Here is a 19,979-nt window from a genome sequence, read left to right as displayed (position 1 = left end):
AGCGCATGCCGACGTTCTCGCGCAATCTCAAACAGACTTTGGACCGCGCCCTCGCCTCCGCGCGCGAGCGTCACCACGAATACGCCACGCTCGAACATCTGCTGCTGAGCCTGATCGAGGACGCCGACGCCTCGGCCGTGCTTCGCGCCTGCTCGGTCGATCTCGAGCTGCTCGGCAAGAATCTACGCGATTACATCGATCGCGAACTCGACAATCTGGTCAACGAGGACGCCGACGAGTGCAAGCCGACCGCCGGCTTTCAACGCGTCGTCCAGCGCGCCATCATCAGCGTGCAGTCGTCCGGCCGGGAGGATGTGAGCGGGGCGAATGTCCTGGTCGCGCTGTTCGCCGAGCGCGAGAGCCACGCCGTCTATTTCCTGCAGGAGCAGGACATGACGCGCTACGACGCCGTCAATTACATCAGCCACGGCATCGCCAAGCGCCCGGGCCTGTCCGACCACACACGCTCGCCGCGCGGGGTGGAGGACGAGAGCGAGCGCGCCGAGAGCCGCGACGGCCGCGAGGGCGACGCGCGCAAGAAGGAAGGCGCGCTGGAGGCCTATTGCGTCAATCTCAACAAGAAGGCGCGCGACGGCCGCATTGATCCGCTCATCGGCCGCGAGGCCGAGGTGCTGCGCACCATTCAGGTGCTCTGCCGCCGCCACAAGAACAATCCGCTTCTGGTCGGCGACCCCGGCGTGGGCAAGACCGCGATCGCGGAGGGTCTCGCCCGCAAGATCACCCAGGGCGAAGTGCCGGACGTGCTCGCCGGCGCGACCGTCTTCGCGCTCGATATGGGCTCGCTCCTTGCGGGCACCCGCTACCGCGGCGACTTCGAGGAGCGGCTGAAGCAGGTCGTCAAGGAGATCGAGAATCACAAGAACGCGATTCTCTTCATCGACGAGATTCACACGGTCATCGGCGCCGGCGCGACCTCGGGCGGCGCCATGGACGCCTCAAATCTGCTCAAGCCCGCGCTCGCCCAGGGCGTGCTCCGCTGCATCGGCTCGACGACCTACAAGGAATACCGCCAGTATTTCGAGAAGGACCGCGCGCTGGTGCGCCGCTTCCAGAAGATCGACGTCAACGAGCCGTCGATCCCGGATGCGATCGAGATCATCAAGGGGCTGAAGCCTTACTTCGAGGAGTTCCACCGCATCCGCTACACCAGCGACGCCCTGAAGGCGGCGGTGGAGCTCTCGGCCCGCTACATCCACGACCGCAAGCTGCCGGACAAGGCGATCGACGTGATCGACGAGACCGGCGCGGCGCAGATGCTGCTCGCCGAAAACAAGCGCAAGAAGACCATCGGTCTCAAGGAGATCGAGGCGACCATCGCGACCATGGCGCGCGTTCCGCCGAAGACCGTCTCCAAGGACGACGCCGAGGTGCTCGCGCATCTCGACGAGACGCTGCGGCGCGTCGTCTATGGGCAGGACAAGGCGATCACCGCCCTCACATCGGCCATCAAGCTTGCCCGCGCCGGCCTGCGCGATCAGGAGAAGCCGATCGGCTGCTATCTCTTCTCCGGCCCCACCGGCGTCGGCAAGACGGAAGCCGCCCGCCAGCTCGCTACCTCGCTGGGGATCGAACTCGTGCGCTTCGACATGTCCGAATATATGGAGCGCCACACGGTCAGCCGGCTGATCGGCGCGCCCCCCGGCTATGTCGGATTCGATCAGGGCGGACTGCTGACGGACGCCATCGACCAGCATCCGCACTGCGTGCTGCTGCTCGATGAAATCGAGAAGGCGCATCCGGACCTGTACAACATCCTTCTGCAGGTGATGGACCACGGCAAGCTCACGGACCACAACGGCAAGACGATCGACTTCCGCAACGTCATCCTGATCATGACGACCAATGCGGGCGCGTCCGACCTCGCGCGCACGCCGATCGGCTTCACGCGGACGCGCGCGGACCTGGACAACAGCGAGGCGATCAATCGGCTGTTCGCGCCGGAGTTCCGCAACCGCCTCGACGCGATCGTGCCCTTCGGCCATCTGCCGGTGGACGTCATCAAGCGCGTCGTCGACAAGTTCATCATGCAGCTCGAAGCGCAGCTCGCCGACCGCAACGTCACCATCGAGCTCACCGACGAAGCGCGCGGCTGGCTCGTCGAACATGGCTATGACGAAGCCATGGGCGCCCGTCCGATGTCCCGCGTCATTCACCAGGCCATCAAGACGCCTTTGGCGGACGAAGTGCTCTTCGGCCGGCTGAAGAACGGCGGCGCGGTGCGCGTGGTGGTGGTGGGCGACGACAAGGGCGCCAAGAAGCTCGGCTTCGTCTTCCCGGAAGGCCCGGTCCTGCCGCGTCCGGAACGCGACATCATCGAGGCCGGCAAGAAGCGCGCGGCGGAGGACGCGGAGTTCGGGCGGGACGACGACGCGACGCCGCCCGACGCGGAGGAACCCGGCGCAAGTCCGGAGTCCATCCGGAACTGAGGATGCGGGAGGGGCTCGGCGGGTCGCCGCCCCCTCCCCTCTCCTGTCGGCCGCCTTACGGAAGCGCACAGGTGTCGAGTTCGACGCCTTTCCGAACGAAGGTGTCCGTTCCCAGACCATTCGCGGCCGTGAACACATTCCAGCCCGGCGCGAGAAAGATGAGGGCCTTCGGCCGGGAAGCGCTCATCTGCGTGAGCGGAACCTGGTTCAGCGTCACATTCAGAATCGCGGTCGTCTTGTCGAACAGGTTGACATAGAGCTGCCGCTTGCCATTGGCCGGATTGAGGGCGCAGCCCGGCGTCACCGTCGCATAGGATTGCGCGGCGTATTCCAGATCGCCGGTCACAGTGTTCGTGGTATTGGGAACGCAGACGTTGATCTGGCTGGTCGACGTGTCGTACGAATAGCTGTCCGTCGTCTTCTTGTCCGGGGACACCGTAACCGTATTGGCGCTGTTGGGCAGCCATACGGTGGCGTCTGGACTGATGAAGGTGACGGTCGTGACCGCGTTTCCATTCAGCTTCACGGCGGCGCTCGCGGTCTTGGACGGATTGTAGAGCCCCGCCTGCACCATCGGAGCCATCCCGGCGACCGGATCGAGCGCGCATTTCACCGCGGCGGAAGCGTAGGTCTTCCCGCTCGGCCCGATCTTCGCGTCGGTGAGCGCCAGAGCCGGAGAGCCGGACGCGAGCGCAATCAGAATAGCGAACGGGAAAGATACGCCGGAGAAGAGTTTTTCGATTTTCATTTTTTCCTCGAGTGGTTCGGACCGCGCCCCAGCCAAACGGGGTCTTCACATTTTGAGAATCGTGGCGAAGTCATTGATTCGGCAAGGCGGCAAAGGGCCGCTGGGGACCGCGCGGGTTTTCGCCGCAATCGCGGGACTCAAACCTAATCTTAACCATATCGGCCAAGACTGCGTCCGAAAGCACCGGCCGCGCTCCCGCTACAGGCGGGGCGCGCGCGGGTCGTTGCGCCGGGATCAGACGCTCGCAGGATGCGGATTTGTCATGTCATCGAATCCTCCAGCGGAGGAAGCAGCCGGGTCGTCATCGCGCTCCTGCGCGACCAGATCGCGACCGGCCATGACGTCACGCTGATTTACTCCCCCATCCGCTCCGACCCGCCCTTCACCGAGGCGGTCGCGAGCCTGGGCACGACGCTGCGCGTTCGCCTCCTGCCGATGTACCGGCAGGTGGGCGCCCACGACGCCCTCGCGGCGTTCCGCTTGTGGCGCGCCTTGCGCGACCTCGGTCCTTTCGACGTGATCCATGGCCACAGCTCGAAAGCCGGGGCGCTGGCGCGGATGGCGGCGCTCTTCCTGGACCGTCCGGTTGTCGTGTACACACCGCACGCCTTCGTCACGCTGGCGCCCGGCGCAAGCCCAGTCTATGCCGCGATCGAATGGGCGGCCGGCTGGTTCTGCGACGCCATACTGGTCGGCTCCGAGCAGGAATACGCCCATGCGCGCGACCGGCTGCGCCTGCCGGCCATGCGCCTGCGCCTCATTCCCATGGGCGTTGATCTCTCCTGGGACGCGGATCGCGCGGCCGCGCGCCACCGGCTTCGCCTCACGGAGACAGATCTCGTCGTTGGATTCGTCGGCCGGCTGGCGCCGCAGAAAAATCCCCTGCGGCTTGCCCGCGTCTTTCACCTGGCCGCGAAAGCGCGGCCGGAGCTGCGGTTCGTCGTCATTGGCGACGGCGAGCTGCGCGACGCCTTCGGCGCGGCGCTCGAGTCCCTCGGCGTCTCGCAGGCGACCATACGCGCGCCGGCCCTCGACGGACGCGAGGCAATGGCGGCGTTCGACTGTCTCGTCTGCACCAGCGATTATGAGTCCTTCGGACTGATCTTCGCCGAAGCCCTCGCCTGCGGCGTTCCCATCGTCTCGCCCCCCGTCGGCGTTGCGCCGCAAGCCGTTTGGGACGGACAGACGGGCGCGCTGACCTCGTTCGAGCCGGACGACATTGCGCGCGGCGTGCTCGACATCACCGGCCTTTCCGCAGACGCGCGCGGCGCCATGTCGCTGGCCTGCCGCGAGCGGGCGCGCATCTTCGATATCCGCACGACAGCCGCGCAGACGCGCCGTCTCTATGAAGACCTGCTGGCGCGGAAAGCCGGTCGGACATCATGACCGCGACGGCGCGCCGCGCGCCCGGCGGGGAGGCGTCGCGGCTCACCTTCGACTACGAGAGGCTCGTCGGCGTCTGGGTCTTCATCTTCGTGGCCTGCGGCGCGATCGGCGTCATCGAGCCGTCGCCCTATGATTTCGCCTCGATCGTCGCCATGGCGCTTTGGTTCTTCGGCGGCTTCTCGATCCACCGAAGCTTCCTCGTCTTCGGCTTTCTGATCCTGCTGTTCAACATCACCGGCTTTGTCGCGCTCATTCCCTATTGGGACAATGCGGACTCCGCGCTCTATCAGTATCAGTCCGGCTATCTCGTGCTCACGGGCCTGTTTTACGCGCTCTACATGGGCAATCGCACGATCGCGCGCGTCGAACTGTGCCTGAACGCCCATACGGCGGGCGCCGTCGTCGCGGCGGTTTGTGGCGTGCTCGGCTATTTCGACGTCGCGGGACTGGGCAATGAAATCTTCGCCCACGCCGGCCGCGCCTCGGGCACGTTCAAAGACCCCAACGTGCTCGGCTCCTACCTTGTTCTGCCGATTGTGTGGCTCTCGCAAAATCTCATGCTCGGCCGCGCGCGCAGCGTCCTGCTCACCTCCGCGACGCTGATCGTCCTGTTCCTCGGCATGTTTCTGGCGTTCTCGCGCGGCTCCTATGGCGCGACCGCCGTCGCCTTCTTGCTGATGATCGCCTCAGTCTACGCGACCTCCAGCGACGCGAGGATGAAACGGCGGATCGTCGTCGCGACGCTCGCCGCGCTGGCGATGATCACCCTGCTGATCGCGGTGCTGCTGCTGAACCCGGAGACGCGTGAGATCTTCGCCCTGCGCACCGCCGCCGTGCAGGACTACGACGCCGGCGAGACGGGCCGCTTCGGCAATCAGTTGCGCTCCATCCCCATGCTGCTCGAACGCTTCATGGGCTTCGGTCCCTTGCGCTTCCGCCTCGTCTTCGATCTGGAGCCGCATAATTCCTATGTCGGCGCCTTCGCCAACAATGGCTGGATCGGCGGCTTTCTGTTCATCCTGCTGGTGGGCGTCAGCGCCTGGATCGGCCTGCGGCTGATGTTTGCGTCCTCGCCCGCGCAACGTCAGGCGCAGGTTCTCGCGCCGACCCTGCTCGCCCTGTTTTTACAGGGTTTCCAGATCGACATCGACCACTGGCGCTTTCTCTTCTTCATGCTCGGCGCCGTCTGGGGGCTCGAGGCGTTGCGGCAGCGAGACGCCGCCGCCGCCGTCACTCCACTTTCGCCGCCCGCCGCGCCGGCTTCTTCTCCGGCGCCGCGGCGGACGCGGGACGCCGCGCCATCGCTTCAGCGAGGTAGCGGCCGGTATGGCTCCGCTTCTCCCTGACGATCTCAGAGGGCGGCCCGGCCGCGACGATCTCGCCGCCGCCGTCGCCGCCTTCCGGCCCCATGTCGATGATCCAGTCGGCCGTCTTGATGACTTCCAGATTGTGCTCGATGACGACGACCGTATTGCCCTGCTCCACCAGCTCGTGAAGCACTTCGAGCAGCTTCGCCACGTCATGGAAATGCAGGCCGGTCGTCGGCTCGTCGAGGATGTAGAGCGTGCGCCCGGTGGAGCGGCGTGACAGCTCCTTCGAGAGCTTGACGCGCTGCGCCTCGCCTCCCGAAAGCGTCGTCGCCTGCTGGCCGACATGGATGTAATCGAGACCGACGCGCTTCAATGTCTCCATCTTGTCGCGGATGGAGGGCACCGCCTTGAACAGCGTCGAGGCTTCCTCCACCGTCATGTCGAGCACGTCCGCGATCGACTTCTCGCGATATTTCACTTCGAGGGTTTCGCGATCGTAGCGCTTGCCCTTGCAGACGGCGCAGGTGACGTAGACATCCGGCAGGAAGTGCATCTCGATCTTGATGACGCCGTCGCGCTGGCAGGCCTCGCAGCGCCCACCCTTCACATTGAAGGAGAAGCGCCCCGGCGCATAGCCGCGCGACTTGGCTTCGGGAAGCCCCGCGAACCATTCACGGATCGGCGTGAAGGCGCCCGTATAGGTCGCGGGGTTGGAGCGCGGCGTGCGGCCGATCGGCGACTGGTCGATGTCGATGATCTTGTCGATATGTTCGAGACCTTCCAGCCGGTCGAAGGGCGCCGGAACTTCGTGGGCGTTGTTGAGACGCCGCGCGACGGCCTTGTAGAGCGTCTCGATGACGAGCGTCGACTTGCCGCCGCCGGAGACGCCCGTCACGGCGGTGAAGCAGCCGAGCGGAATTTCCGCGTTCACATCCTTCAGATTGTTTCCGCGCGCGCCGAAGAGCTTGAGCCAGCGACCCGGCGTCGGCTTTCTCAGCTTGTGGCGCAGGATGACATGCTTCTCGCCGGTGAGATATTGCCCGGTGAGCGAGGCGGGATTGGCCATGATCTCGGCCGGCGTGCCCTGCGCCACGATCTTGCCGCCGTGAATGCCGGCGCCGGGGCCGACGTCGACGACATAATCGGCCGCGAGGATGGCGTCCTCGTCGTGCTCCACGACGATGACGCTGTTGCCGAGATTGCGCAGCCGCCGCAGCGTGTCGAGCAGCCGGTCATTGTCGCGCTGATGCAGGCCGATCGACGGCTCATCGAGCACATAGAGAACGCCGGTCAGGCCCGAGCCGATCTGCGACGCGAGGCGAATGCGCTGGCTTTCTCCGCCCGACAATGTGCCGGAGTTACGTGACAGAGTCAGATAGTCGAGACCGACATCGACGAGGAAGGTCAGGCGCTCGCGAATTTCCTTCAGGATGCGGAAGGCGATTTCATTGCGCTTCTTGTCCAGTTCCCCCGGCAGTTTCGTGAACCACTCCTGCGCGGCGCGCACGGAGAGTTCCGAGACTTCGCCAATATGCTTGCCGGCGATCTTCACCGCGAGCGCCTCGGGCTTCAGGCGAGAGCCCTCGCAGGCGAGACAGGGCGTCGCCGACATGAAACGCCCGATTTCCTCGCGCGCCCATTCGCTGTCGGTCTCCTTGTATCGACGCTCCAGATTGATGACGACGCCCTCGAAGGGCTTCTTCACGTCATAGGCGCGGAAGCTGTCGTCGTAGGAGAATTTGATCTCCTCGGCGCCCGAGCCGAACAGGATCACGTTCTGCGCCTTTTTCGGCAGCTCCTCCCAGGGCGTGTCGAGGCGGAACTTGTAATGCCTGCCGAGCGCTTCGAGAGTCTGCATGTAATAGGGCGAGGAGGATTTCGCCCAGGGCGCGATGGCGCCCTTGCGCAGCGTCGTCTTGGGATTGGGCACGACGAGTTCGGCGTCGATCTTCTGCTCGCAGCCGATGCCGCCACAGGTCGGACAGGCGCCGAAGGGATTGTTGAAGGAGAAGAGTCGCGGCTCGATTTCGGGAATGGTGAAGCCCGAAACCGGACAGGCGAATTTCGACGAGAAGACGATATGTCCGGGGGCGTAGTGCGTCGAGACATTGGCGGCCGAGGCCTGCGCCAGTGCGAGTTGTGCGCCCGCCTTGTTGTCCGCGAATTCCACCACCGCAAGCCCGCCCGAGAGATCGAGCGCGGTTTCGAAGCTGTCGGCGAGGCGCGAGGCCATGTCCTTGCGCACGACGATGCGGTCCACGACCACGTCGATATCGTGCTTGAGTTTCTTGTCGAGCGGCGGAACGTCGGCAATTTCATAATACGCGCCGTCGATCTTGAGGCGCTGGAAGCCGCGCCGCGTGAATTCGGCGACCTCCTTCTTGTATTCGCCCTTGCGGCCGCGCACGACCGGCGCCAGCAGATAGAGCCGCGAGCCCTCCGGCAGCGCGAGCACGCGGTCCACCATCTGCGACACGGTCTGGCTCTCGATGGGCAACCCGGTCGCCGGCGAATAGGGAACGCCCACGCGCGCCCACAGCAGGCGCATGTAATCGTGAATCTCCGTCACCGTGCCGACGGTGGAGCGCGGATTCTTCGATGTCGTCTTCTGCTCGATGGAAATGGCGGGCGACAGGCCGTCGATCTGATCGACGTCCGGCTTCTGCATCATCTCCAGAAACTGGCGCGCATAGGCCGACAGCGACTCCACATAGCGGCGCTGGCCCTCGGCGTAGATGGTGTCGAAGGCGAGCGACGACTTGCCCGAGCCCGACAGTCCCGTGAACACCACGAATTTGTCGCGCGGAATGGTGAGGTCGACGTTCTTGAGATTATGTTCGCGCGCGCCGCGGATCGAGATGGTCTTGTCGCTGACCTTCCGGGCGTCGTCCAGCGCCCTGTCCACCGCAGTCGCGGCCTGCTTCCTGTTGCTCGCCATGTCGAGAGAACTTGCATGAACGGCGCCGGCGCCCGACGCCTGCCCTTTCCTGCCATGTATGCGGTCACAAATCCACTACAACCGGCCCGCCCAAATCGAGCCGCGCGGCTCACGCCTCACCCCGCCACGATCTCATCCCGCCGATAGCCCTGCGCATACAGCAGCGCCGTCAGATCGGCGTGATCCACCCGCGCCCGCGCCGCCGCCGCCACTTTGGGCTTGGCGTGAAAGGCGACGCCCAGCCCCGCCGCGTCCAGCATGTCGAGATCATTGGCGCCGTCGCCGATGGCGAGGGTCGCCGCGCCCGGCAAGCCAAGCCGGGCGCGCAGGCTTTCGAGCGTCGCGCGCTTGGCGGCGCGGCCCTGCACCGGCTCCACGACCCTGCCCGTCAGCGCGCCGTCGACGATCTCCAGCTGGTTCGCGAAAGACTCGTGGAAGCCGATCCGCTCCGCCACATGCTCGGTAAATTGCGTGAATCCACCGGAGACCAGCGCGGCGTGCGCCCCATGGGCGCGCATCGTCGCCACCAGCGCGCGGGCGCCCGGGGTCAGGGTCAGCCGGTCGAGGATCGCGCGGATCTGATCCACCCGCACGCCGGCCAGCCGCGCCACGCGCGCCTTCAGCGCCGCCTCGAAATCCAGCTCCCCCGCCATGGCTCGCGCGGTGACGGCGGAAATTTCCGCGCGAATGCCGGCGAATTCGGCAAGCTCGTCGATGCATTCCTGCTCGATCATCGTCGAGTCCATATCGGCGACGAGCAGCCGCTTGCGGCGCTCCGCGAGGGGCTGCGCGACCACGTCCATGGCCTGCCCGGCCAACGCCGAGGCCAGCCGCGCGCGCATGCCGGCGGGATCGTCCGTCTCGAAGACGACGTCAGCCGCGTGATCGGCGGCGAGCCACTCCGGCTGCGACGCGCCGAGGCCGGCGTCCCGGAGCACGGCCCGCAGGGCCGGCTCGGCGAGCGCCGTTCCGCGCCCCGCGACAAAGGTCGCGACCCTTGGAAGACCCTTTGACATCCAGCCCGTTTATGCCGCAATAGCGCCATGTCCTCGCGCGCCATTCTCATTGCAGGTCCGACCGCCTCGGGCAAGTCCGCGCTCGCCATGGAGGTGGCGAAGCGTGTCGGCGGCGTGGTGGTCAACGCTGATTCGATGCAGGTCTATCGCGACCTGCGGATCATCACCGCGCGACCCACGCCGAAGGAGGAATGCGCGGTCGAGCATCTGCTCTTCGGCCATGTCGACGCCGCAGTGAATTATTCCGTCGGCCGCTATCTCGCCGATCTCGCGCAGACCCTCGCCGCCCTGGCCGCGCGCGGCGTCACGCCGGTGCTGACCGGCGGAACGGGCATGTATTTCAAGGCGGCGCTCCACGGCCTTTCCGACATCCCCGCCGTGTCGGCGGAAATCCGTGCGCAAGTGCGGGAGGCGGCGCAGGGCAGACTCCCGCAGGAGCTGCACGCCGAACTCGCCGCCAGGGATCCGGAAACCGCCGCGCGGCTGCGTCCCACCGACCCACAGCGCATCCTGCGCGCGCTGGAGGTCTTCGCCGCGACCGGCAAGCCCCTGGCCTCCTTTCAGGGGCCGCGCAGCGCGCCGCTTCTCGACGCCGCAAGCTGTCCCGCCTTCTTCCTCGCGCCCGAGCGTGAGACCCTTTATGCGCGCATCGACGCCCGTTTCGACAGAATGATGGAGAGCGGCGCGCTGGAGGAAGTCGCCGCGCTGCGCGACCGGGGGCTCGATCCGGCCCTGCCCGCCATGCGCGCCCATGGCGTGCCGCATCTCATCGCCTTTCTCGACGGCCGCATGTCGCGAGAGGAGGCGATCCTGCGCGGCAAGGCGGACACGCGCCATTACGCCAAGCGTCAGTTCACCTTCGCGCGGCATCAGTTGCCGGGTTTCGCATGGCTTTCCGGCGACGATGTATGGACGGGGCTCGACGGCGCATGCGCGACGCGGGACGCGTCGCCGCTGATCTGAAAGAGCGAGAGGGCGATCTCCATCGCGATGAGAACGACGATGATCCATTCGAGCCGCATCGAGCGGTCCGTGTCGATGAGATCGGTCAGCGCCCGGGCGGTTTCGCCGATCACGTCGATCTTGGCGTTGAGGGTGCGGCCGCGCGCCTCCAGCTCATATTCGTCTTCGAGACGCGCGTAGAGGCGTTCGAGATCGGGGCGGTCCCACAGCACGTCGGGCTTGTCCTCGACCGCCACGCGCCCCGACACGCGGTGTCGCACCAGCAGCGTCTGGCCGATGAGCTCCAGCATGGACCGCCGGCGCCACGGGGGGCGGCCCTTGCCCGCGAGTTCGGCCGCGAAGGGCTCGATCGTGTCGAAGACGGCGTTGACCCGGCGTTCGTCGCGCGCGAGCGCCACGCTCTTGGCCAGCGCGTCGGCAATCACAAGCAGCCGCGCCTCGGTGAGGTCCTTGACCGCGAGCCGGCCATTGGGCAGCGGCTTGTCCTCGCCTTCGTGGCCTGTTTCGAGCACCAGGGATTCGTCGTCGCCGCGGGAGGCGCCGGCCACCCGCGCGCCGATGCGGGTGACGATCTCGTCCTCCTCCAGCGGCGACAGGCCAAAGAGCACGGCGACCCCGAAGCGGTAGAGCACGGCGAAACCCGCCTGGCCGGCATGAAAGGCCAGCGGCGCGGTGGAGACGAGATCCGCCCGCTCCAGCCCCCCTGTGTCGATGCGTTCTCCGAGAAGGAGCGCGCGCGCGGTTATGATCTGTGCGATGGGCGGCTTCTCTTTCGTCTCGATCTCGGCCATTGGCGATCCAGATATCAAGCTTGCGAGGCCGCGTCGAGGCGGCGCCAAAATGGTCACCATGCGCGCCTTGCATGACGGCGGCAAAACCGCTAGCTAGCGCAGCAATCCGCGCAGGGACCATAAGAGAAACTCACATGACCTATGTCGTCACGGAAAACTGCATCAAGTGCAAGTATATGGATTGCGTGGAAGTCTGTCCGGTGGACTGCTTCTACGAGGGCGAGAACATGCTCGTGATCCATCCGGACGAATGTATCGACTGCGGCGTCTGCGAGCCCGAGTGCCCGGCCGAGGCCATCAAGCCCGACACCGAGGAAAATCTCGAGAAGTGGCTCCAGCTCAACGCCGAGATGGCGCAGAACTGGCCCAACATCACCATCAAGCGCGATCCGCCGGCGGACGCCAAGGAGTGGGACGGCAAGCCCGGCAAGTTCGAGGCTCACTTCTCCTCCGAGCCCGGTCAGGGCGACTGACGAAAAGCTCGGCGCCCGATTGCGGGCGCCGAATCGTTCAGGCTCCGCTTTGCGCAAACGACAAGATTTCGTTAAGGGGTTTCCACAGAGTTAATTCACGATAAAAGCTCGTATTTATAACAAGTTGGCGTCCTCCCCGAAAAGCACTATGCTCCGCCTTGCGGGCTATTGTCTTTGATTTTTGCGCTCTTGCGTGGTATACACTTCGCCAACGTCGTCTCCGCGCCGACAGACGGCTGAACCCACGTTGCTCACGGCAAGAGAAAGCGCGCGCTTGATCCCTGCGTCCGTCAGAATTCGCCCGCGCCTCTAGCTAAGGTGTCAGACGCTTTACTCCGTTCCCGGGGCTGTCGCGCCCGGGCGGCAGGTCTGTAATTCGTCCCGTCTCCACAGCGGGACGCAGAAGGAGTGCCCTGCGTATGCCGTCCGCCAAGAAGAACGATAAAACCAAAGCAGCGAGCGTGACGGCCGCGCCCGGTCGTTCCAGCGGCCGCGACTCGGGAGTTTCGAAGGCCGTTCGCGCCGGCGTCCCGGCTTCTACGGCGGAGGCGGTCAGCAAGGCAAGCGTTTCGGCGAAATCTCCCACCAAATCCACAGGCCCTGTCCGGTCCGCCGCGAAAACCGCGGCCGTGAAGACCTCGCCTGCCAAATCCGCCGCCAAGACCGCAAAGACGGCTGAGAGGACGAGCGCCAAGGCGCCCCTCGCCGCCGAACCGAAAGCGGCCTCGGGCGCGCGCCCGGGGGCGACCGTGAAGACTTCGGCTGCGCGCGGCGGAGCCGTCACGGAGCCGACGACCGCGACCAGGCCCGTCGAACAGGCGCCTGCCCAGCGCACGGCCGCCGCGTCCGTGCCGTCGCCCAGGAAGGCTGCTTCAGCCTCGCCCGCCCCAACTGCGAAAGCGGCGCCTGCAAAGGCCGCCAAGGCCACGGCGTCCGCGCCGGCGGCTTCTCGCGCCGCGCCGCAGCCAGCGCGCGGCGCCTCATCCCCCTTCCCTGGCGGCGCCCCGGCGCCGGCAGGAAAGTCCTCCCCACCCCTGACAGCCGGCGAAGACAAAAAATTGGCAAAAAAGAGCGAGCACCCTGTCACGACGGCGTCCGCCGTCGCCGAAAAGACTTCGATCGAAACCAAGGCCGCCCCGAAGGCCGCCGCGCCCGTCAAGGCGAAGCCCGCCGGGACGAAGCACGGATTCAAACTCAATGAGTTCATCGTGTATCCGGCGCATGGCGTCGGTCAGATCATCGGCGTCGAAACGCAGGAGGTTGCGGGCTTCAGCCTCGAACTTTTCGTGGTGAGCTTCATCAAGGACAAGATGATTCTCAAGGTGCCCACGAGCAAGGTCGCCAATGTCGGCATGCGCAAGCTGGCCGAGGGCAATGTCGTGGACAAGGCGCTCTCGACGCTGAGCGGCCGCGCGCGCATCAAGCGCACGATGTGGTCGCGTCGCGCCCAGGAATACGAGGCCAAGATCAACTCCGGCGATCTCGTCACCATCGCCGAGGTGGTCCGCGACCTTTACCGTTCCGACACGCAGCCGGAACAGTCCTATTCCGAGCGGCAGCTCTATGAGGCGGCGCTCGACCGCATGGCCCGCGAAGTCGCGGCGGTGCGCAAGCTGATCGACTCCGAGGCTCTCAAGCTGATCGAGTCCTTCCTCCAGAAGGGTCCTCGCCGCGGTCAGAAGGCGGAAGCCGACGCCGCCGACGTCGACGAGCCGGAGGCCGAGGAAGAGGACGTCGATCGGGCGGCCTGAGGCGGCCGCCAGACGCTAAAAAAAAGCCCTCCTTCGCCGGAGGGCTTTTTCTTTCGTCACGCCATCGGCGAGGCCTCGTCCGGCGCCTCGTCGTCCTTCAGCCGCGAGAGCGCCTTGCGCAGCTTCGTCAGCGCCCGGCTCTCGATCTGCCGCACGCGCTCCTTGGAAATGCCGAGCTTGTCGCCGAGCGTCTCCAGCGTCACCAGATTTTCCGTCAGCCGGCGTTCCTGAACGATGCGCAACTCGCGCTCGGACAGAATGGCGAGCGCATCCTTCAGCCAGCGGGCGCGACGGTCGGAGTCGAGATTCTGCTCCACGACCTCGTCCGGCAAAGGCGCGTCATCAACCAGAAAATCCATCCGCTGCGCCGAGCCCGCGGCCTCGTCGTCGACAAGTTGCGCGTTGAGCGAAACGTCGGAGCCGGACAGGCGCGAATCCATCATCTCCACGTCGGCGCGCGACACGCCGAGAGTCTGGGCGATCGTCTCATAGGCGTCGCCGGAGCTCATCGAGTCGGGCTCGCGATTGAGCCGGGCGCGCAGACGGCGCAGGTTGAAGAACAGCGCCTTCTGCGTCGAGCTGGTGCCGCCGCGCACGATGGACCAGTTGCGGAGCACATAGTCCTGAATCGAGGCGCGGATCCACCAGGTCGCGTAGGTCGAGAAGCGCACGTCCCGCTCCGGCGCGAAGCGCGCGGCCGCCTCCAGGAGGCCGACGTGGCCCTCCTGCACCAGATCCGCGATGGGCAGACCGTAATGGCGGAACTTGGCCGAAATCGCGATCACCAGCCGCATATGGGCCGCCGTGAGCTTGTGCAGAGCGTGACGGTCGCCGCGATCGCGCCACGCGATCGCCAGCAATTTTTCTTCTTCTCTTTCGAGGAAGGGGGCGTCAGCCGCCGCCTTCATCAACTCCCTGCCGAGTCCGGGAAGATACGCCATGGCCGAATCTCCATAGCGCGCTATCTCAAAAGTGCCTGCGAGATATCCGCGCGTTTTGAACAACTCTAACGGTTCAACCCGCGCGGCTGCGTCATGTTCCCGGAGGAGCCTGCCTCACTCCGTTACGATTTTGTAACGTTCGCCCGCAATGACGGGCTCATTCTCGTCCAACCCGTTGAGAAGCCTCAAATATTCGAGGGGCCGGTTGGGTGTCGTCATCTGCGCCGCCAGGCTTTCCGGCGTGTCGCCCGGCCCCGCCGTGACGATGGAAATCCTGAGCGCATGCGTCTCCCGCGCCTCCTCGGGCGTGATGCGGCGGAAGGACATCACCGAATCCATGAAGCGCTTGTCCGCCTCGTCGGTCAGCGACCGGACCGCGAAGATCAGGCGATAGAGATAGTCCCCCGACTGGATGACGGCGAGGCGGAAATTCCATTCCCCCGCGCGCGCGACGGCCACGACCGCCGGCAGGCCGTTCACGTCGAGCTTCTTGACCGAGGAAGCGAGCAGCCCGTCGACCCAGCCCGAGCCGACATAGGCTTCGAGGCTCTCGAATTGCGGATTGCGCACCGTGTCCAGCCGCAACGCTTCATTATCCGCCTGCCGCACGCCGAAAACCGCCTCGCTCGAATTTTCGAGCAGGAACCCCTCGGGCGCGGTGAAGGTGAAGCGCATGCGCGGGTGAGTGAACTTGCGGTCGCGGACGTAGCCTTCCATCGGGTCGTCGCCGAAGGCGACGCCGTTGATCGCGGAGAGATAGCCGTTGCGCTCGCGCTGTCCGATGCCCGGAGCGCCGATCTGGCGGGCGACGGCCACGGCGCGCGACACGCGCTCGGGGGTCGAGGGGTGGGTCGACATGATGTCGAAGCTCATCGAATCCTTGCGCTTGCCGTAGAGCGCGGCGCGCAATTCCGAGGACCGGCCAAGAGCGGTGAGAAAGCGCGCGGCGCCGTAGGGGTCGTAGCCCGCCCGCGCGATCACCTTGACGCCCGCCTCGTCGGCGTCGAGCTCCTGCTGGCGGGAGAAGCTCGCCACCGAGAGCCGCTGCCGGGAGCGCTCCTCCTCGCCTTTCTGACGGCTCTGGATCACGCCGGCCGCCTGCGAGATCAGCGCCGCCTCGCGTTCCTTCTCGGCGCGCAGGGCGCTGTGGCGCAGGGTCACATGAGCGATCTCATGCGCCATCACCGCCGCCGCTTCCGAGGCGTCGCTCGCGAGCGCCAGCAGGCCGCGCGTGATGTAAAGATTGCCGGAAGGCAGCGCGAAGGCGTTGACGACCGGCGTGTTGAGGATGGTGACCTTGTAGGCGGCCTGGCCGGGCGTGTCGCTGGCGAGCGCCAGCTTCGCCAGGATCGCGTCCAGATAACGCTCGGCCACAGGCGCCTGATATTCGCCGCCGAACTGGGCGAGCAACTCCTTGTGCTGCACGGAGGAGCGGTTTTCCTGCCGCGGCGGCGCGGGTTTGTCGATGGGCGGCGGCGTCGGCGCGCTGAACAGACGGCCCTGCCGCTCCAGCTCGGCGCAACCCGAGACCGCGAGCGCGACCGCGAAAGCCAGCGCCGCCCCCGCGAAGCCGTCACGGCGCAGGGCCCTCGATAACCTCGATCTCGGCTGGCGTCGAAACTTCGATGCGCGGTCCAAAACCTGTCTCAATCAATCCTCGTACGCGCACCCTTCGACCCACCAATCCGGCAGGGTCGATTCCAGACGCCTGCAACATAGCCAAATTGCGGCGCAACACCATGATTGAGGCAGTCTCGGCGCGCTTTTCGCCAAAATTCAGGTAGATCGCCCCGCGCGATTCTCCGACGGAGTTAATTTTCCCCTCGAGAATCACCATTCCCTTGCGCTGCAACAGGGAAGGACCGGCGCCCTCCCCCGCCGGGACCGGCCGGGCGTCTCTGTCGGCCCAGAGGCCGCGTCCCGGCTCCCGCGCCGTCGCCTCGGCGGCGCGATATGCGGCCGCGCAGGGCGACGCCGGCGGGTCGGGCCGAAAGCGGGCGGCGCCTTCCTCCAGCAGCGCCGCCGCGACCGAAACGATGGGCGCGGCGGCCTCGTCCCGCTGCGCTGCGAAGACCGCCGCCGGAACCCGCCCCCAGCGGTCCGGCCCGGCCGCGAACGCCCGGATGAAAACGTCCCGCCCGACGAGCCAGCCGGACAAGCGCCCATGCGCGGCGGCGCGCCGATCCACGGCGCCCGCGGCCGCAGGCGCCGGGAATTCGAGGCCCGCGATCGCCGCCCGGCGCCCGTCGTCGAGCAGCAGTTCGAACGCCTCGTCGACGGCGGCCACGGTGGCGGGGACAGCGTTCTCCAGCGAACAGGCGCCGGTCTCGGGAGCCGGAGACAGCGCCCCGGCGGGCGCCGGCGACAGCAGGACCATCACGCCGGCGGCAAGAGCAGGAACACGGGTGCGGGGCCTCATGGCAAAAAAGTTTAGCTTACGCCCCGCGCGGCGCAAGAGCCCGCCCAAATTCGGCCCCATGGCCGGGCCAATCATGCGCCAGCCGGCATTCTCGGCCAGGTTTCCGGCTGGCTGTCCGATCCAGTATCAAAGCCCATGATGTCCCGTATCGCACTTTCCGCCGCCCTCTGCCTCGGCGCGGGCGCCGCCCCGGCCTATGACGCTTCCCCGGCGGCCGTGGCGAAGCCGCCGATCACTCTGGCGCAATATTTCAACCAGAACACCGGTGAGATGGACGCGCCCGGCGAGAGCGACGGCGGACCCGACCCGGCCGCGATGACGCTGCGTATCGAGCGGCTGGAGAAAGACCTGCGCCGCCTCACCGGCCAGAACGAGGAGTTGCAGCACAAGGTGCAGGTGCTGGAGGAGCAGCTTCGCGCCGCCAACGCCGGGCGCCCCGTCGACGCGCCGGCGACCGGCGGCGCGGCGCCGCCGCCGGCGGCGGCGTCCCCCTCCCCGAGCGGCAGGCGCAGCGACGTTTTCGATCCCTCCGCCGATCCGAACGCCCCCGGCGCGCCGAAGCCGCTCGGCGCCGTGGCGCCCTCGACGCCGCTCGTCAATCCGCCCCGGGCCACGACCGGCATGATGACGAGCGTGGCCCCGGTGCGCGAAGTCGGCCAGCCGCTCGACATCGCCCATAGCCGACTCGTCGGCGAGGCGCCGCCGCCGGCGCCGGAAATCGCCCCGGCTCCCGCCGCCGTCCCGCTCGGGCCGAAGGAGGAATATGACGAGGCGGTCGGCATGCTGAAAGCCGGAAAATTCGAGGCGGCGGAGAAGTCCTTGCAGACATTCCTCGCCAGGAACCCCAAGAGCAAATTTGCCCCCGCCGCGACGTTCAACCTCGGCGAGAGCTTCTTCCTGCGCGGACGCCATCGCGAGGCGGCGGAGAGATATCTGGAGATTTCCACGAAATACAGCCAGTCGGCGCAGGCTCCCGACGCGCTGTTGCGGCTCGGGCAATCGCTCGGGGCCATGGGGGCCAGAGAACAGGCCTGCGCCTCCTTCAACGAAATCGGCGTCAAATATCCCGGCTCCGCGGCGCGCATCCGGGACGCCGCCCAGCGTGAAAGCGCCAAGCTGAAATGCCTGTGAGGGGCCGCCGCGCGTGAAGCCGGACGCCACGCGCGGCCTCGATCTGCTCGCGCCGCATCCGGGTCTGTTGCTCGCCGTTTCCGGCGGCCCCGACTCCGTTGCGCTCATGCTGCTGTGCGCGCGGTGGCCGGGCCGGGCCGCGCATCGGATCGACGTCGCCACCGTCGATCATGGCCTCCGGCCGGGGTCGCGGGACGAGGCCGAACAAGTCGGAAACTGGGCGCGGGCGCTGGGCTTCACGCACCATCTTCTGAGCTGGGCGGGTGAAAAGCCGGCGACCCGCATTCAGGAGCGGGCGCGGGAGGCTCGTTATCGCCTGCTCGCCGATTGCGCGCGGGCCATCGGCGCGAGCGCCATCGTCACCGCGCATCACGCCGACGATCAGGCGGAAACCATCCTCTTCCGCCTCACGCGCGGGTCGGGCGTCGCGGGACTTTCGGGCATGTCGCCCGCCTCGGCCCTCGGCCCGGTCGCGCTGCTGCGGCCGCTGCTCGCTTCACGCAAATCCGCGCTCGTCGGCCTGTGCGAGGCCGCCGGACATCCCTATGTGGCAGATCCGTCGAACGCCGACGACGCCTACGCCCGCGTGCGGCTGCGCAAGCTGGCGCCCGTCCTCGACGGGCTCGGCCTCGATACGGAGGCGCTGCTGCGGCTCGGCGCCCGGGCGGCGCAGGCGGACGCGGCGCTCCGGGACTGCGCGTCCGATCTGCGCCGGCGGGCGCTGCTGGAAAGCGGGCCGGATCACGCTTGTTTCGCCGCCGCCGAGCTCCGCGACGCGCCGCTCGAGCTGACACAGCGGCTCGTCGCGGGGGAACTGGCCCGTCTCGCGCCGGACGCATATGTGCGCCTGGACCGGCTCGAGCGCGCCGTCGGGCGCCTCGCCGGCGCGCTGCGGGACGGTGAAAGGCTGCGGCTGACGCTCGGCGGGCTGGTTTTCGACTCCACGCCGGAATTGCTGACGGTGCGGCCGGCCCCGCCGCGCCGGACGCGTCAGCCCGAGGTTGACCAAGGCTCTTGACCTGAGCCTCGCCTCTCTTGGCAAGAGAGGGGGGCGCGCCTAGATTAAATCAAACCTGGAGCCCCTGTCGGGGGATCATCCCGCGCGCACGCTCCGATACGGATTATGCAATGAACGCAAACTTCAGGAACCTCGCCTTGTGGGCCATCATCGGCCTGCTGGTGGTGGCGCTCGTCATGCTGTTCCAGCAGCCCGGCGCGCGGACGCCGATCCGGGACATTTCGTTCAGCGAGTTGCTCACGCAGATTGATCAGGGCCGCGTTCACGACGTGACGATCGCGGGCAACGAGGTCGTGGGCCACTTCAACGACAATCGTCCCTTCACCACCTACATCCCGAATGACGCGAATCTGATTCCGCGTCTTCAGCAGCACAATGTCTCGATCAGCGCCAAGCCGCTCAGCGACGGCTCGAGCTGGATGATGACGCTGCTTCTCAACGCGCTGCCGCTCGTGGCCTTCCTGGGCGTGTGGATTTTCCTCTCCCGCCAGATGCAGGGGGGGGCTGGCCGCGCGATGGGCTTTGGCAAGTCGAAGGCGAAACTGCTGACCGAGATGGCCGGCAAGGTCACCTTCGAGGACGTCGCGGGCGTCGACGAGGCGAAGGAAGACCTGCAGGAAATCGTCGAATTCCTGCGCGATCCGGGC

Annotated in this window: 17 protein-coding genes; 9 read left to right on the top strand and 8 right to left on the bottom strand. The window is 66.8% G+C overall.

Features of this window, described 5'->3' with window-relative positions; translation table 11 throughout:
- The first annotated feature begins 5 nt into the window (after window positions 1–5).
- The gene (gene clpA / locus ACR652_RS19535; RefSeq protein WP_434508142.1) at window positions 6–2,447 is read left to right on the top strand and encodes an ATP-dependent Clp protease ATP-binding subunit ClpA; all 2,442 of its coding nucleotides are present in this window, start codon (window positions 6–8) and stop codon (window positions 2,445–2,447) included.
- 55 nt (window positions 2,448–2,502) lie between these two features.
- Here the strand turns inward: clpA and ACR652_RS19530 are convergent, their stop codons facing one another.
- On the bottom strand, window positions 2,503–3,195 hold the full coding sequence (locus ACR652_RS19530; RefSeq protein WP_434508141.1) for a hypothetical protein: 693 nt from the start codon (window positions 3,193–3,195) through the stop codon (window positions 2,503–2,505).
- 249 nt (window positions 3,196–3,444) lie between these two features.
- Between ACR652_RS19530 and ACR652_RS19525 the strand changes: the two genes are divergently transcribed.
- Both ACR652_RS19525 and ACR652_RS19520 read left to right on the top strand, forming a co-directional pair.
- Window positions 3,445–4,581: a glycosyltransferase gene (locus ACR652_RS19525; RefSeq protein WP_434508140.1), complete on the top strand. Its 1,137-nt coding sequence runs from the start codon at window positions 3,445–3,447 to the stop codon at window positions 4,579–4,581.
- Window positions 4,578–5,927: an O-antigen ligase family protein gene (locus ACR652_RS19520; RefSeq protein WP_434508139.1), complete on the top strand. Its 1,350-nt coding sequence runs from the start codon at window positions 4,578–4,580 to the stop codon at window positions 5,925–5,927. Before ACR652_RS19525 ends, ACR652_RS19520 begins: the two co-directional genes overlap by 4 nt.
- Here ACR652_RS19520 and uvrA read toward each other — a convergent pair.
- Entirely contained in the window at window positions 5,812–8,829 is a 3,018-nt protein-coding gene (gene uvrA, locus ACR652_RS19515; protein WP_434508138.1) for an excinuclease ABC subunit UvrA, read from the bottom strand. The two genes, ACR652_RS19520 and uvrA, sit on opposite strands and share 116 nt — an antisense overlap.
- A gap of 116 nt (window positions 8,830–8,945) precedes the next feature.
- Entirely contained in the window at window positions 8,946–9,845 is a 900-nt protein-coding gene (gene serB, locus ACR652_RS19510) for a phosphoserine phosphatase SerB (RefSeq protein ID WP_434508137.1), read from the bottom strand.
- 27 nt (window positions 9,846–9,872) lie between these two features.
- On the opposite strand from serB, the gene miaA reads away from it, so the two are divergent.
- Entirely contained in the window at window positions 9,873–10,808 is a 936-nt protein-coding gene (miaA, locus tag ACR652_RS19505; protein ID WP_434508136.1) for a tRNA (adenosine(37)-N6)-dimethylallyltransferase MiaA, read from the top strand.
- Here the strand turns inward: miaA and ACR652_RS19500 are convergent.
- Complete coding sequence (locus ACR652_RS19500) at window positions 10,715–11,599, bottom strand: RMD1 family protein (protein ID WP_434508135.1); 885 nt, start codon at window positions 11,597–11,599, stop codon at window positions 10,715–10,717. The two genes, miaA and ACR652_RS19500, sit on opposite strands and share 94 nt — an antisense overlap.
- Before the next feature lie 134 nt (window positions 11,600–11,733).
- Between ACR652_RS19500 and fdxA the strand changes: the two genes are divergently transcribed.
- The gene (fdxA, locus tag ACR652_RS19495) at window positions 11,734–12,072 is read left to right on the top strand and encodes a ferredoxin FdxA (protein ID WP_434508134.1); all 339 of its coding nucleotides are present in this window, start codon (window positions 11,734–11,736) and stop codon (window positions 12,070–12,072) included.
- Between the two features lie 313 nt (window positions 12,073–12,385).
- On the opposite strand, the gene ACR652_RS19490 is transcribed toward fdxA, so the two are convergent.
- On the bottom strand, window positions 12,386–12,994 hold the full coding sequence (locus tag ACR652_RS19490) for a hypothetical protein (RefSeq protein ID WP_434508133.1): 609 nt from the start codon (window positions 12,992–12,994) through the stop codon (window positions 12,386–12,388).
- Between the two features lie 136 nt (window positions 12,995–13,130).
- On the opposite strand from ACR652_RS19490, the gene ACR652_RS19485 reads away from it, so the two are divergent.
- Window positions 13,131–13,823 carry a CarD family transcriptional regulator gene (locus ACR652_RS19485; protein WP_434508132.1) on the top strand — a complete coding sequence of 231 codons (693 nt, stop codon included), beginning with the start codon at window positions 13,131–13,133 and terminating at the stop codon, window positions 13,821–13,823.
- Between the two features lie 56 nt (window positions 13,824–13,879).
- Here ACR652_RS19485 and ACR652_RS19480 read toward each other — a convergent pair whose 3' ends face one another.
- The 3 genes from ACR652_RS19480 to ACR652_RS19470 all read right to left on the bottom strand — a co-directional run bounded on the left by ACR652_RS19480 (window position 13,880) and on the right by ACR652_RS19470 (window position 17,183).
- Window positions 13,880–14,764 carry an RNA polymerase factor sigma-32 gene (locus ACR652_RS19480; protein ID WP_434508131.1) on the bottom strand — a complete coding sequence of 295 codons (885 nt, stop codon included), beginning with the start codon at window positions 14,762–14,764 and terminating at the stop codon, window positions 13,880–13,882.
- Window positions 14,765–14,878: 114 nt separating this feature from the next.
- The gene (locus ACR652_RS19475; RefSeq protein ID WP_434508130.1) at window positions 14,879–16,414 is read right to left on the bottom strand and encodes a M48 family metalloprotease; all 1,536 of its coding nucleotides are present in this window, start codon (window positions 16,412–16,414) and stop codon (window positions 14,879–14,881) included.
- Complete coding sequence (locus tag ACR652_RS19470; protein ID WP_434508129.1) at window positions 16,338–17,183, bottom strand: thermonuclease family protein; 846 nt, start codon at window positions 17,181–17,183, stop codon at window positions 16,338–16,340. Before ACR652_RS19470 ends, ACR652_RS19475 begins: the two co-directional genes overlap by 77 nt.
- Before the next feature lie 135 nt (window positions 17,184–17,318).
- On the opposite strand from ACR652_RS19470, the gene ybgF reads away from it, so the two are divergent.
- From ybgF to ACR652_RS19455, 3 genes are all read left to right on the top strand, one after another.
- Window positions 17,319–18,314 carry a tol-pal system protein YbgF gene (gene ybgF, locus ACR652_RS19465; RefSeq protein WP_434508128.1) on the top strand — a complete coding sequence of 332 codons (996 nt, stop codon included), beginning with the start codon at window positions 17,319–17,321 and terminating at the stop codon, window positions 18,312–18,314.
- Window positions 18,315–18,327: 13 nt separating this feature from the next.
- Window positions 18,328–19,332, top strand: a complete 1,005-nt coding sequence (gene tilS / locus ACR652_RS19460; RefSeq protein WP_434508127.1) for a tRNA lysidine(34) synthetase TilS — start codon at window positions 18,328–18,330, stop codon at window positions 19,330–19,332.
- 110 nt (window positions 19,333–19,442) lie between these two features.
- The coding region (locus ACR652_RS19455; RefSeq protein ID WP_434508126.1) for an ATP-dependent metallopeptidase FtsH/Yme1/Tma family protein at window positions 19,443–19,979 on the top strand (537 nt) is incomplete at its 3' end.

Origin of the sequence: Methylocystis sp., assembly GCF_051061225.1 — a bacterium.
In the GTDB taxonomy this organism is placed as follows: Bacteria; Pseudomonadota; Alphaproteobacteria; order Rhizobiales; family Beijerinckiaceae; genus Methylocystis.
This window is presented reverse-complemented; position numbering and strand designations above follow the sequence as displayed.

Coding starts and splice junctions, on each gene's coding strand:
- clpA (WP_434508142.1), top strand. CDS start 6: ATGCCGACGTTCTCGCGCAATCTCAAACAGACTTTGGACCGCGCCCTC.
- ACR652_RS19530 (WP_434508141.1), bottom strand. CDS start 3,195: ATGAAAATCGAAAAACTCTTCTCCGGCGTATCTTTCCCGTTCGCTATT.
- ACR652_RS19525 (WP_434508140.1), top strand. CDS start 3,445: ATGCGGATTTGTCATGTCATCGAATCCTCCAGCGGAGGAAGCAGCCGG.
- ACR652_RS19520 (WP_434508139.1), top strand. CDS start 4,578: ATGACCGCGACGGCGCGCCGCGCGCCCGGCGGGGAGGCGTCGCGGCTC.
- uvrA (WP_434508138.1), bottom strand. CDS start 8,829: ATGGCGAGCAACAGGAAGCAGGCCGCGACTGCGGTGGACAGGGCGCTG.
- serB (WP_434508137.1), bottom strand. CDS start 9,845: ATGTCAAAGGGTCTTCCAAGGGTCGCGACCTTTGTCGCGGGGCGCGGA.
- miaA (WP_434508136.1), top strand. CDS start 9,873: ATGTCCTCGCGCGCCATTCTCATTGCAGGTCCGACCGCCTCGGGCAAG.
- ACR652_RS19500 (WP_434508135.1), bottom strand. CDS start 11,599: ATGGCCGAGATCGAGACGAAAGAGAAGCCGCCCATCGCACAGATCATA.
- fdxA (WP_434508134.1), top strand. CDS start 11,734: ATGACCTATGTCGTCACGGAAAACTGCATCAAGTGCAAGTATATGGAT.
- ACR652_RS19480 (WP_434508131.1), bottom strand. CDS start 14,764: ATGGCGTATCTTCCCGGACTCGGCAGGGAGTTGATGAAGGCGGCGGCT.
- ACR652_RS19470 (WP_434508129.1), bottom strand. CDS start 17,183: ATGAGGCCCCGCACCCGTGTTCCTGCTCTTGCCGCCGGCGTGATGGTC.
- ybgF (WP_434508128.1), top strand. CDS start 17,319: ATGATGTCCCGTATCGCACTTTCCGCCGCCCTCTGCCTCGGCGCGGGC.